This window comes from Cupriavidus yeoncheonensis, assembly GCF_905397275.1.
GTDB classification, from domain to species: domain Bacteria; phylum Pseudomonadota; class Gammaproteobacteria; order Burkholderiales; family Burkholderiaceae; genus Cupriavidus; species Cupriavidus yeoncheonensis.
In genome coordinates this window covers 31,750-44,674 of sequence record NZ_CAJPUY010000037.1, presented here as the reverse complement: position 1 = coordinate 44,674, position 12,925 = coordinate 31,750, and the positions used below count along the sequence as shown (strand labels likewise).

The 12,925-nt window shown below is 63.7% G+C and carries 11 protein-coding genes; 1 reads left to right on the top strand and 10 read right to left on the bottom strand.

Features of this window, described 5'->3' with window-relative positions; all coding sequences use genetic code 11:
• Nucleotides 1-773 precede the first annotated feature (773 nt).
• Nucleotides 774-968, top strand: a complete 195-nt coding sequence (locus KHO22_RS30615) for a hypothetical protein (RefSeq protein WP_211950939.1) — start codon at nucleotides 774-776, stop codon at nucleotides 966-968.
• Between the two features lie 182 nt (nucleotides 969-1,150).
• On the opposite strand, the gene KHO22_RS30610 is transcribed toward KHO22_RS30615, so the two are convergent.
• The 10 genes from KHO22_RS30610 to KHO22_RS30565 all read right to left on the bottom strand — a co-directional run bounded on the left by KHO22_RS30610 (nucleotide 1,151) and on the right by KHO22_RS30565 (nucleotide 12,709).
• On the bottom strand, nucleotides 1,151-1,627 hold the full coding sequence (locus KHO22_RS30610; protein ID WP_211950938.1) for a CBS domain-containing protein: 477 nt from the start codon (nucleotides 1,625-1,627) through the stop codon (nucleotides 1,151-1,153).
• Between the two features lie 177 nt (nucleotides 1,628-1,804).
• The gene (locus KHO22_RS30605) at nucleotides 1,805-3,277 is read right to left on the bottom strand and encodes an NAD(P)(+) transhydrogenase (Re/Si-specific) subunit beta (protein WP_211950937.1); all 1,473 of its coding nucleotides are present in this window, start codon (nucleotides 3,275-3,277) and stop codon (nucleotides 1,805-1,807) included.
• Nucleotides 3,274-3,639 (bottom strand): NAD(P) transhydrogenase subunit alpha part 2, encoded by a 366-nt coding sequence (locus KHO22_RS30600; RefSeq protein WP_211950936.1) that lies wholly within the window; start codon nucleotides 3,637-3,639, stop codon nucleotides 3,274-3,276. The genes KHO22_RS30605 and KHO22_RS30600 overlap by 4 nt, the downstream gene beginning before the upstream one ends.
• A gap of 10 nt (nucleotides 3,640-3,649) precedes the next feature.
• Nucleotides 3,650-4,768, bottom strand: coding sequence for a Re/Si-specific NAD(P)(+) transhydrogenase subunit alpha (locus tag KHO22_RS30595; protein ID WP_211950935.1), 1,119 nt, complete (start codon nucleotides 4,766-4,768; stop codon nucleotides 3,650-3,652).
• A gap of 86 nt (nucleotides 4,769-4,854) precedes the next feature.
• On the bottom strand, nucleotides 4,855-6,855 hold the full coding sequence (locus tag KHO22_RS30590) for an acetyl-CoA carboxylase biotin carboxylase subunit (protein WP_211950934.1): 2,001 nt from the start codon (nucleotides 6,853-6,855) through the stop codon (nucleotides 4,855-4,857).
• 30 nt (nucleotides 6,856-6,885) lie between these two features.
• Nucleotides 6,886-8,340, bottom strand: a complete 1,455-nt coding sequence (locus KHO22_RS30585) for an acyl-CoA carboxylase subunit beta (RefSeq protein ID WP_211950933.1) — start codon at nucleotides 8,338-8,340, stop codon at nucleotides 6,886-6,888.
• A 90-nt stretch (nucleotides 8,341-8,430) separates the two neighbouring features.
• Nucleotides 8,431-9,390 carry an LLM class flavin-dependent oxidoreductase gene (locus tag KHO22_RS30580; RefSeq protein ID WP_211950932.1) on the bottom strand — a complete coding sequence of 320 codons (960 nt, stop codon included), beginning with the start codon at nucleotides 9,388-9,390 and terminating at the stop codon, nucleotides 8,431-8,433.
• Nucleotides 9,391-9,451: 61 nt separating this feature from the next.
• The gene (locus KHO22_RS30575; RefSeq protein ID WP_211950931.1) at nucleotides 9,452-10,222 is read right to left on the bottom strand and encodes a CoA-transferase subunit beta; all 771 of its coding nucleotides are present in this window, start codon (nucleotides 10,220-10,222) and stop codon (nucleotides 9,452-9,454) included.
• Nucleotides 10,215-11,171: a CoA transferase subunit A gene (locus tag KHO22_RS30570; RefSeq protein WP_211950930.1), complete on the bottom strand. Its 957-nt coding sequence runs from the start codon at nucleotides 11,169-11,171 to the stop codon at nucleotides 10,215-10,217. Before KHO22_RS30570 ends, KHO22_RS30575 begins: the two co-directional genes overlap by 8 nt.
• 41 nt (nucleotides 11,172-11,212) lie before the next feature.
• Nucleotides 11,213-12,709 (bottom strand): pyridoxal-phosphate dependent enzyme, encoded by a 1,497-nt coding sequence (locus KHO22_RS30565; RefSeq protein ID WP_211950929.1) that lies wholly within the window; start codon nucleotides 12,707-12,709, stop codon nucleotides 11,213-11,215.
• Between the last annotated feature and the right edge of the window lie 216 nt (nucleotides 12,710-12,925).

Here is a 12,925-nt window from a genome sequence, read left to right as displayed (position 1 = left end):
ATCAAACTCTTCAGTTCAATACCTGTGTGGTGCCGAAGCACCTCGCTCTTTCGAGCGGTCGCTCACTCTCAGAAAACTGACTGACCAGATCCGAAAATCCAGTCACGTTTTGCTGTGCGAGCACTGTATAACTTTTGAGCTAAAAGACCGAAGCCTTTCGCATCCGCTATCAAGCGCCCACACTTATCGGTTGTTTGGTTGTTAAAGAACTTCGCAATCGGCTTTGCCGTTTTGCGTCGCTGCTTTTGCGTCAGCAGCGAAGAAGCGAGACTATAAAGAGTTTTCAGCGATTATGCAACCATTTCTGAGAAATTCTTTATCCGGAAAGCGCACTCGTTGGAGTTACTGCCGGAAAGTCTTTCCCCGCTGTGCGGTGTTTTGCGAGCGGGGAGCGAATACTAATGCCGCTGCGGCTAACTTGCAAGTCTTTTTCAAGAGAATCCCGGCGAGACTCTTATGTCACTTGACCGCTCGAGCTCGCCATCCGGGCGAGCTCGGCCCGTGCATGCAGCGACGCGAAGAGCAAATGCCCAGCTAAGAGCTTTCGGACCCGGCGTTGGCCGTGCGTGACATGTATGTGCAGCTTGAGTGCCAGACATTCCACTTTGTGACAGCAGTATGTCGGGAGGCTCACTATCAGGTAGTCGCATAGCATCAACCGTAATTGAATGTATCGGACGTTGATGCCCGCTACCTGCAGGTCGAGAGTTGTGTCTTCGCCGTTGGCTATGCGGCCCTCATGCACCCCCTAATCCCCTTTGCAGGAGACGAAGATGCTGAGCCCACATGAACTCGCCGCCCTGTTGATCCTGAATAGCGCAAGCGTCCCCTGTCAACTGGATCCCGCCGATCTGGGAGCGCTCATCGACAACCAGCTGGTCCGGCAAGTCCATATCCACAACCGGGAACACCTGCAGTTGACCGGTCGCGGCCGCCAGGTTCTCGAGTCCATCACCCGCGCGGACTGAAGACGAACGAAGTGAAGGCCCTGCTCCACCAGAGGGGCCTCTCGTGTCGCCGATTACCACTCAGGGCCGTGAATCAAACGCATCAACAGGGCTGTCGCCCGCGGGAATATCGCACGCTCACCCAGCCGCGCCCGACCGAAAAGGGCTGACCGCGACAAATGCCGGGCGTCGCGCTCACCTGCCTAACTGACCGCGACGGCCTCGGCTGGCCAGTCGCCGATATAGGACTTGAGCATCTGATTCTCGAACGCCTGCTCCTCGTGCATGGCTTTGGCAACATCGTGGAACGAGATGATGCCGAGGAAGCTCCCGTTGCGGATCACTGGCACGTACCGCAGATAGCGTTCGACCATCAGCCCGCGCAATTCCGCAATGCCCATTTCCGGATCGACGACGATGGGCGCCGGGTTCATGACGTTGCGCGCCCGGATATCGAGCACCTCCGCCGCATGCCCCGTCCGGCGCTGCCGTTGATGCTGCGCCATCGCCGAGAAGATCTCGCGAAACGTCAGCAGTCCCACCAGCGTCCGCCGCTCGATGACTGCCAGCGACCCGAGATCGTTGTCAGCCATCAGGCCCAGGCAATCCGAAAGGCACGTATCTGGCGAGATGGAATAGATCGGGCCCGCCTTGATCTGCAGAATATCGGTCACGCGCATGGTCGCCTCCAGTCATTTTCGGTGGATCGAGCCGAGGGTTGCCCTCGTATGGACAGCACTGAATGGCCACCTTCCATTCATACCATCTTACTATTTATAGTACCTTAAGATATGAAAAGATCAAGAGGCGGGGGTGTCCGCTCCTGCAGGTCGCGGCTCCCCGCCCTATCCGCGAACCTATGCCGCAGCCTTGAGCATGTCCTCGACCACCTTCTTGGCGTCGCCGAACACCATCATGGTCTTGTCCATGTAGAACAGCTCGTTGTCCAGCCCGGCATAACCGGACGCCATCGAGCGCTTGTTGACGATGATGGACTTGGCCTTGTACGCCTCCAGGATCGGCATGCCGGCGATGGGCGAGTTTGGATCGGTCTTGGCCGCCGGGTTCACCACGTCGTTGGCGCCGAGCACCAGCACCACATCGGCCTGGCCGAACTCGCTGTTGATGTCCTCCATCTCGAAGACCTGGTCGTAGGGCACCTCGGCCTCGGCCAGCAGCACGTTCATGTGGCCCGGCATGCGGCCCGCCACCGGGTGGATCGCATACTTCACGGTCACGCCCTTTTCGTGCAGCTTTTCGGTCAGTTCCTTCAGGGCATGCTGGGCGCGCGCCACCGCGAGGCCATAGCCTGGCACGATGATGACCGTCTCCGCATTACCCATCAGGAAGGAAGCATCATCCGCCGACCCCGACTTCACGTTGCGCTGGATCTGCGTGCTACCGGCACTAGCGGCGGCAGCGTCGCCGCCGAAGCCGCCCAGGATCACGTTGAAGAACGAGCGGTTCATCGCCTTGCACATGATGTACGAGAGGATGGCACCGGACGAACCCACCAGCGAGCCGGCGATGATCAGCATGGGGTTGTTCAGCGAGAAGCCGATGCCGGCCGCCGCCCAGCCCGAGTACGAGTTCAGCATCGACACCACCACCGGCATGTCGGCGCCGCCGATCGGGATGATGATCAGCACGCCGAGCACGAAGGCGATGGCCAGCATCACCAGGAACGGCAGCCAGTCCTGCGTCATGAAAAACGCGATGCCGAAGCCGAGCATGGCGACTGCCAGCGCCAGGTTCAGCATGTGCTGGCCGGGGAACACCACCGGCGCCCCCTGGAACAGCCGGAACTTGAAGCGCCCAGCGAGCTTGCCGAAGGCAATCACCGAACCGGAGAAGGTGATGGCGCCGACGAAGCAGCCGATGAACAACTCGATGCGGTTGCCCGTCGGGATCTCATGCGAACCCGCCGGCGCGATGCCAAAGGCCGACGGCTCGGCCACGGCCGCCACCGCGATGCAGACCGCCGCCAGACCGATCAGCGAATGCATCGCCGCCACCAGTTCCGGCATCTTGGTCATCTCGACCTTCTTCGCCACGTAGGCGCCGATGCCGCCGCCTACCACCAGCGCGCCGAAGATCAGCGCCAGGCCCGAAGCGACCGAGGACTGCGCCGTGCCGGCCGCGAGGAACTCGTTCCTGAGCTTGACGATCAGCACCAGCGTGGTGACCACCGCAATGGCCATGCCGATCATGCCGAAGGCATTGCCCTTGCGGGCCGAAGCCGGGTGCGAGAGCCCCTTGAGCGCCTGGATGAAGCAGACCGAGGCACTCAGGTAGAGCAGCGTGACGGCATTCATCGAGAGCGCAATCATCGCGTGGCTCCCGTCAGCGTCCCGCCGATCGCGGCATCGGTCGTGGCCTTGGCGGATCCCTTGTCCGCCTTGGCCCCCTTCTTCCTGAACATCTCGAGCATGCGTTGCGTGACGAGGAAGCCGCCGAACACGTTCACGGCGGCCAGTGCCACGGCTACCGTGCCCATGATGCGGCCGGTCGCGCCTTCGGTCAGACCCGCCGCCAGCATGGCGCCGACGATGATGATGGCCGAGATCGCGTTGGTCACGGCCATCAGCGGGGTATGCAGTGCCGGCGTGACGGTCCAGACCACGTGGTAGCCCACGTAGATCGCCAGCACGAAGATGATCAGGTTGATCACCGTGTGATTGATCATTTCCATCAGGGTCTCCTTAACTTGCCAGTGCGCCTTCGCGGCGGCCGGTGATGCGGCAGGCCGCGACGATGTCGTCCTGCAGGTCGATGGCGACCTTGCCATCCTTGCCGACGATGAGCTTGAGGAAGTCGAGCACGTTGCGGGCGTACAGGGCCGAGGCGTCGGCGGCGACCATCGAGGCCAGGTTGGTGTGACCCACGAGCGTGACGCCGTGGCGCTCGACCACCTCGTCGGCCACCGTCAGCGGGCAGTTGCCGCCCTGTGCGGCGGCCAGGTCGACCACCACCGAGCCGGGCTTCATCTGCTGCACGGTCGCTTCCTGCAGCAGCGTCGGGGCCTTGCGGCCCGGGATCAGCGCGGTGGTGATGACGATATCGGCCTGAATGGCGCGCTGGTGCACCAGTTCGGCCTGGCGCTTGATCCAGTCGGGCGGCATCGGACGGGCATAGCCGCCCACGCCCTGGGCGATTTCGCGCTCCTCGTCGGTGAGCAAGGGCACGTCCAGGAACCTCGCGCCGAGGGACTCGATCTGTTCCTTTACTGCGGGACGCACGTCCGAGGCCTCGATCACCGCGCCCAGGCGCTTGGCGGTGGCAATGGCCTGCAGCCCCGCCACACCGGCGCCGAGGATCAGCACGCGGGCGGCTTTCACGGTGCCCGCGGCGGTCATCAGCATCGGCATGAAGCGCTGGTAGTGGTGCGCGGCCACCAGCACCGCCTTGTAGCCGGCGATGTTGGCCTGGGAGGAGAGCACGTCCATGCTCTGCGCACGCGTAGTGCGCGGCGCGGCTTCGAGCGCGAAGGCGGTGATGCCGGAGGCCGCCATGCGGGCGTTGTTCTCGGCATCGAAGGGATTGAGCATGCCCACCAGCACGGCGCCCGGCTTCATCTGGGCCAGCTCTGCGGCTTCCGGCGCGCGCACCTTCAGCACCAGTTGCGCGCCGAGCGCCTCGACGGCGCTGGCGATGCGTGCACCCGCGGCCTCATAGGCGGCATCCGGCTGGCTGGCCCGTACCCCAGCGCCGGCCTGCACGATGACCTGATGGCCTTGCGCGACATACTTCTTTACCGTCTCCGGGGTGGCGGCCACACGGCTCTCCCCCGGCCGGCTTTCTCTCGGTACTCCAATATGCATGGTTGCTTATCCTGATTCCGTTAATCCGTTCGACACGCCGATGCCCGCGACGCAAGAAGGTCCGCCCAAGAGAGGCGCAACGCGCCTCAGGCCAATTCCATGATGACTGCGTCCGCGGCAAGGGAGTCGCCTTTGGCCACATGGATCTTTGCCACGATCCCCGGGCGCTCCGCTCGCAATGCGATCTCCATCTTCATGGCTTCGATCACGCACAGCGGATCGCCGACAGCGATCGCCTGCCCAGCTTGCACCGCAATCGCAAGCACCACGCCCGGCATCGGGCTGCGCAGGTGTGCGGCACTATTTCCCTCCTGCCTGACAGGCATCCACGCCAGCAAGTCGGCCACGCGTGGTGGCACGACCCGGGCCTCGACTGCCACGCCGGCGTGGCTCAGAAGTACGCCATTCAACGTTGGACGGACCTGTACGGCCACGGCCTTGCCGTCGATCAGGCCTCGCCACACCGGCTGACCCGGCTTCCAATCTGAACGGACATCGGCCTGGGTGCCTCCATCGGATCCGACACCTACCGTCCAGCCGGGATGCGACCCGGCAATCGAGACATCAAAGCGTTCCGCCCCAAGCAGGACTGCGCAGTGCCGGCATGAGGCTCCCAAGTCGCCACCCAAGTCGCCCGCGCCACGCCGCGCAGCAAGCAGTCCTTCGATGACGGCGGCGACCGCCACCAGGGTTCGTGCGGTGTCTGCAGCGGGCTGCGCCAGTGTGAAGCCGCCCGGGAACTCCTCCGCGATGAATCCCGTGGAGAGCCTTCCCTCGCGCCAGCGGGGGTGGTGCATCAGAGCACTGAGAAACGGGATGTTGTGGCGTATGCCGTCGATGGCGAATGCGTCCAGCGCCCGCGCCTGCGCCGCAATCGCCTGCGCACGCGTGGGGGCATGCGTGACGAGCTTGGCGATCATGGGGTCATAGTGAATCGACACCTCGCCGCCTTCGGACACGCCGGTGTCGTTGCGCACCGTCACGCCATCCCAGGTCCCTTCATCGGGAGGACGATAGGTCAGCAGGCGCCCGGTCGACGGCATGAAGTTTCGCAGGGGGTCCTCCGCGTAGACCCGGCTTTCCACCGCCCAACCATTCAGGACGATATCTTCCTGCCGCAATGAGAGCCGTTCACCGGCGGCAACACGGATCATCTGCTCCACCAGGTCGATGCCGGTGACCAGTTCGGTGACCGGGTGCTCGACCTGCAAGCGCGTATTCATTTCCAGGAAGTAGAAGGAGCGGTCCTGCCCCGCCACAAACTCGACGGTACCCGCAGAGTCGTATCCCACCGCCCGCGCCAGGGCAACGGCCTGCTCGCCCATCGCCCGTCGCGTGGCCGCATCGAGCAAGGGCGACGGCGCTTCTTCCAGCACCTTCTGGTTGCGCCGCTGAATCGAGCATTCGCGCTCGCCCAGATAGATCAGGTTGCCGTGCTTGTCGCCCAGCACCTGGATTTCGATATGGCGCGGATTGACGATGAACTTCTCGACAAAGACACGATCGTCTCCGAATGACGAGGCCGCCTCCGATTTCGCCCGCGCGAATCCGTCCTCCACCTCGGCAGCGCTGTGCGCGATGCGCATGCCCTTGCCGCCGCCTCCGGCCGATGCCTTGATCATGACAGGGTAGCCGATCTCCCCGGCAATCCGAACCGCATGCGCCGGATCATCAATAACGCCGAGATACCCAGGCACGGTCGAAACCCCGGCCGCGCTCGCGCACTTCTTTGACTCGATCTTGTCGCCCATCGCCTCCATCGCGTGGGGATTCGGACCGATGAAGACGATGCCGGCGGCGTCCAGCGCACGCGCGAAGGCGGCGCGCTCGGAAAGGAAGCCATAACCCGGGTGTACCGCTTGTGCACCCGTCCGGAGACAGGCGTCGATGATCTTCTCGATGACGAGGTAGGACTCTGTCGCCGGTGCCGGCCCGATGCAAACCGCCTCATCGGCGAGCTGCACATGCAAGGCCTGGCGGTCAGCCTCCGAGTAGACAGCGACTGTCCGGACGCCCATGCGGCGGGCAGTCCTGATGATCCGGCAGGCAATTTCGCCTCGATTGGCAATCAGTATCTTTGAGAACATCGCCGTGGTCCTGCCGCAATGGGCATGAGGTTAAGGGAGGCAACTGGCGTGCTTGCGCGATGGGGACTCGCCGGCCTTGCTCGCCAGGGTTTCCAGCGCCCGCACGATGAAGGCCCGCGTCTCTTCAGGGACAATCGCCGCGTCGACGTCGCCGCGAGCGAGGGCCGCGTCCACGGTCAGTTCCGAGGCATCGCCTGCCGCGGTCATGCCGAGGCTCGCCGCGGGCCAGGCGCCAACCATGTCCGCCCCGAGCGAGCGAGCGCCCATCAGGATGCCCGCCGCGCCATAGGCCTTGCGCAAGACGACTGTGACGCGCGGCACCGTCGCCTGCGCATAGGCAAGCATCAGCATCGCACCGTGCCTGATCGTCCCGCCATGCTCTTCCGCGGTACCAGGCAGGAAGCCGGCGGCATCGACCAGGCTGACGACGGGAATGCCGAAGGCATCGCAAAAGCGGATGAAGCGGACCGCCTTGCGCGCGGCGGCGCCATCCAGCACGCCGGCGAGCACGGTCGGCTGGTTGGCCACCACTCCCACCGTGGCACCGTCGAAGCGGCCGAAGCCGATGACGATGTTGCCGGCGAAGCTGGACTGCAGTTCGAGGAAGTCGCCTTCATCGACCACCCTGGCGACGAGTTCCCTGACGTCATAGGCCGCTGCCGGATCCGGCGGAATCAACGAATTGAGCGATACCTCGCTGCGATGCGCCTCGTCGAACGTGCGCCAGCGCCGCTGACCATCCCGGCTGCACGCCGGCAGGAAGTCGATCAGGCGCCTGACCTGCAGGATCGCGACAATATCGTTCTCGAACACGCCATCGGCAACCGAGGACTTCGATGCATGCACCGCAGCGCCCCCGAGGTCTTGCGCCGACACCACCTCGCCGGTGATGGCCTGAACCAGGTCCGGGTCCCCCAGGCAGGCCACGCTGTCATCGCCGGCCATGAACACGAAGTCGGCTGCAGCGGCCAGCAGCGCGTCAGCGCCAATACAGGTGCCGAGTACCAGCGATATCTGCGGGACCACACCCGAGGCGGTCGCCGCGTGCCGGAATTGCTCCCCGTACGCCGGCCAGGCGGCACTGGCCTCATCGGCGCGCGTCCCGTCAGAATCGAACACGCCGACAACCGGCGCGCGGCTCTTCAATGCAAGCGCCTGGAGTCGCGCGATCTTTCTGCCATGCATGGCGGACATGGTGCCGCGCAGCACCGTCATGTCCTTGGCAAAAGCGAAGACACGCCTGCCGTTGACGTCACCGTAACCGGTGACGACGCCGTCGCCACCGGCGGTGCCTGTGTCAGATCGAGTATCGGTCGACCCTAGCTCGCGCCCCAGCTCGACAAAGGAGCCGGCATCGAAAAGGATCTCCACGCGCTCGCGCGCGGTAAGCCTGCCACGCCTGTGCTGCGTCTCGGCGTTCGAGAGCGGGGCGCTGCCGGGAGAGTCGTCTGCTTGCCGCAAGATCTGCCTGTGCTTGGCTGTCATCCCTGGTCCTTCGACAGGAGAGGTGAAACATCCGGGGTGCGGGAAGGCGCATGCCCATCCGGCGCCCCGATCCAGCTCAATACGCGCTGCTCACTTCATGGCCTTGCGCAAGCGCGGAATGATCTCCCTGGCGATGATCTCGATCTGGCTCATCTCGTACTTGTACGGCACGAAGACGATCTTCTGCACGCCGACCTTGATATGCTCCAGCAGTTGCTCGACGCATTCGTCAACCGTCCCCATGATGGCGCTGTCCATGGTCGACTTGCTTCCCTGGGCGATATCGAAATCGACGTTGAGCCACTTCATCATCTTTTCCTCGACCGCGGCCCGCGACTCGCCCACCATGATGGGAAGCTGATTGCCGTTCATGAGGGTCGACGGGTCCTTGCCGGCTTCCTCCGCGTAGGCGCACACCTTGGCCCAGGATTCGGCGAAGCTTTCCGGCTTGTAGAAGTAGGTGAGCCAGCCGTCGCCGTCCACCGCGGCACGCTTGAGCACGCGGTCGGCGTAGCCGCCGATCAGGATCGGACACGGCTGCTGCACTGGCTTGGGATACATCACGCCGGCGGGAATCTTGTGATTCGGCCACTCGCCCTTGACCACGTCCTCGGTCCACAGACGCTTCATGATCTCCAGGTTGTCGTCCATGATCCTGCCGCGCTGCTCGTACGGCACGCCCACTGCGTCGAACTCGCGCTTGTACCAGCCCGCTGCCATGGCCATCAACAGGCGGCCGTCCGAGATGCGGTCCATGCTCGATAGCTGCTTGGCCAGCACCACCGGATTGCGCAGGGGCAGCACCAGGATGCCCGTCGACAGCTTGATCTTCTTCGTGCGCGCCGCAATCGCCGTCAGCAACGTCAGCGAATCGATGATCGGGAAGTTCGGATCAACGCCGAGGAGAATGTGATCCCACACCCAAAGCGAATCGAAGCCGAGTTCTTCCATGCGCACGCCGTAGTCCACCAACGCCTTCGCGTCGGGAATTTCCGGGTACGCGGTGAAATTGCGCGCGGCAATGCCAAAGGTTCCATGCAAGCCAGCCATCTGTGTTCTCCTGAGATATTTGATTGAGTCTTGTTTGTCGCGTTGCCGGTGGCAGCCGGCGTCAGGCGGTATAGAGCTTTTCCGGGTCCAGCTCCCGCACCACTCCCAGTTCACGGGCGGTCGGCGGTTCGGTCACCGAAATCTCGTGGTCGTGCGCCACATGGAAGCCGGTGCTGTCCTGCACCTGTTCGATCGTCACGCCGGGATGCAGCGCGATAACCTTCATGGCCTTGGTGTCGGGCGCGAAGCCGAACAGGCCGAGATCCGTCACCACGCGATACATGCCGCCGGCCAGCAGGCCGCTGTCATGGCGGCTCGTTGCGCCTTGCAGGAAGCCGGGGCTGGTAATGAAGTCCACCTTGTCGACAAAGCGGCGGCGTTCGTGCTTCATGGCGACGATCATCTGCGTGAGACTGGAGATATCATTGCCGCCCCCCGTTCCCGGCAGACGGGTCTTCGGCCGGGCCGGGTCGCCAATGAAGGAGGAGTTCAGGTTGCCGAAGCGGTCGATCTGGGCCCCGCCCATGAAGCCCACGTCGACATAGCCGCGCTGCAGCAGCAACAGGACATCGGTCGCACTGAGCACCATGTTGGCGCGCTTGGTGCAGCGCTGCTCGTTGGTCGATGGCGGCAGCGCGCCGGGCTCGATCATGGGGCCGATCACGCCGCCTTCGAACAGGATGGTCAGGCCCGGACAGCGCAGCCGCTGCGCAAGCGTGGCGGACAGCAGGGGAACGCCCACGCCGGCGAATACGATCTGACCGTTCCGCAGCAGACGGGAACTCATGACGGTCAGCAGCTCACCAGCGGTAAAGTTGGTGGTATCAGTCATTGGAGAGGCTCCTGCCGCGACGTGCGGCGTCAAGCAGTTCATCAAGCCCGAGCAGGCTCAGGTACTCATTCCAGCTGGCGGGAGCCATCACGTAGCGGTCGATGTACTGCCGCATGCCTTCGACCGGATCGCCGTTGACCAGGTCCGTGTAGCCGTCCATGTGTTTGAACAGTGGCTCGTAGACGCCGGTGCATTCGTGCGGCGCGCACCCGAAGGGCACTTCCACGACGGCATCCACCGTGAAGAAGGGAATCCGGGTCTGGTCGGGCGAACGACGGATCTGGTCGTTGGAAACGATCCGCTCGGTCGTCAGAATGACCTTGTCCGCGGCCATGGCGAGGTCCAGATCCATGAACTGCAGGCCGTCGAGCTGGGCATTGCCATAGGCATCGCAACGCTGCACATGGATGATGGCCACGCTCGGATTCAGCGCCGGCACGAGCAGCACCGGTTCGCCAGTGAACGGGCAATCGATCTTGCGCGTCTCCGGGCGATGGTGCGCGACATCCGAGCCGAGCATCGAGCGCATCGGCAGGAACGGCACGCCCATCGCTCCCGCGCGAAAGCGCATGCCCATGGCCATGTGGCTCCACTCTTCATAACGGGCCAGTCCGGTCTCGACATGGTGTCGCATGACCTTCGAGACGCCCCACACGATGCCCTGGCTGAACCAGCTCGTCATGATGTGGTCACAGATGCCGGAAGCGAACAGCAGGTCCCCCTCGCTGGACACGATGCTGCGCGATACGGAGAGCTTCTTCTTGCGGGCACGCACCAGTTCCCAGATCATGGCCATTGGCGTGCGCGACAGCGTGCTGCCACCGATGCCCACCGTGTCACCGTCCTTGACGAGCTTCGCCGCGTCTTCCAGTGACATGACCTTCTCGCGCAAGCTGCGGTCCCTTTCGGCGAGTCTCGTGCGCAGCTCCAGATAGGGTGTTCCTTCCATATTGCCTCCTAGTTGATTTGCCCGACACCTTCGATGGGCGTCTACCCGAGTACCACTCCGGTCCGTTCGTTGAATGCTTCGATAAGGCGGTCCCACGCGGGGATGGATGCCTGCAGGCCATGCCAGAACGCCTGGTCGCGGCGCTGGTCGAAGTCCTCGATCGAGATGCCCTGCTGCTCGACCCACGTGTAGTAGCCAAGATTGAAGAGGCGCGTGCGGTCCGCGTGGGAAAGCTCGATCAGGTGATCGTCGGCAATGCCCTGCAGATGACACCCGAAGACTTCCCCGGCATGGATTTCGTCGAAGCCTTGCGGGAAGCGGTGCCGTGCGCACCGCTCTCGCTCGCTGGCGTACATCGCGGCGCTGTCGGTCGCGACGGTAAGGACGACGTCATCGGCTCCCAGCCCGAAATGCCGCGCCAGCTTGATGGCGCCGATCACGTTCGCCCAGCCGGAGATCCCCAGCCCCGCCATTGCCGTCAGCAATCCGGTATCGAGCTTTTGTCGCCGGGCCAGGTAGTCCAGCCCGAGCGGCGAGTTGAAGAGCAGATTGAGCGCATCGCAGCTGCGGTCGGAGACACCTATCACGACATCGGTGTTCATGACGTTGTGGATCAGCGGCACATGCTTGTCGCCGATACCCTGGATGTTGTGCTCGCCGTAGCCATTGCGCAGCATGGTCGGGCATTCGACCGCTTCGACAGCGGCGATGCGCGAGCCGTGGCGCGCCTTCAGGTAGTCGCCTGCCGCAATGGTGCCGGCCGAGCCCGTGGCCGAGACAAACCCGGCAAGCCGCAGCCCGGGCGCGGCCGCCTGCAGGTCGGCGAAGATCCGGCTCATGGCCGTGCCGGTGCAGGAGAAGTGGGCGAGATAATTGCCGAACTCAGCGAACTGGTTCAGGACCACCGTATTGGGCTCGCCGGCCAGCACCGCACATTCGTCGTAGATTTCCTTGACGTTGCTCTCGGTGCCCGGCGTCCTGACGATATCCGTGCTGTCGGCAACCCATCGGTCCAGCCAGTCGAACCGTTCCCGGCTCATGCCTTCCGGCAGCACGGCAATGCCACGGCAACCAAGGATGCGGGAGATGGCCACGCCGCCCCGGCAGTAGTTCCCGGTGGAAGGCCACACCGCCCGCTGGCGGCGCGGGTCGAAACGCCCGGTCACCAGACGGGGCACCAGGCACCCGTAGGCGGCCAGCACCTTGTGTGCACCGATCATCGGGAAACGCAGGCCCAATGCCACCACGATCCGGGCCTTCACTCCGGTGATCGCTTCCGGCACTTCAATGTAGGCGGGCACAGCCGCCAGTCCGCGACGCGACGCATCGTTATGCCAGTGCACCCGCCAGAGGTTGGCGGCATCGGCGCGGTCAGGGTCGACGTCGGCGAGCGCGGCCAGCCGCGCCGCGGGAATGCTGGCCGGATTGGCCAGTTGGCTCAGCGTCGGCAAGCCGATGCTTCGCTCCCGCAGATGATCAATTGCGCTCTGCAGTACGGCGGGATTCGCCACCTCGGGCGCCATTGTCAGTTGGGTCATGGATCTCTCGCATCGTGTCGGCTGGTTCCACCTAACAGCCTGTTTGCTGGTCGTACTATTGTTAGTACCATAGCGTCTGTGAGCTTTTGACGCAAGCGGTTTGGCGAAAAATCCGTGATTACCATGAGACAGCGGGAAACATATTGAAAAGCAGTCGTTCTATGATTAGTCTCATAGACAAAGCACGCCGACATGTCGTCGGCTGACAGCGCCAAG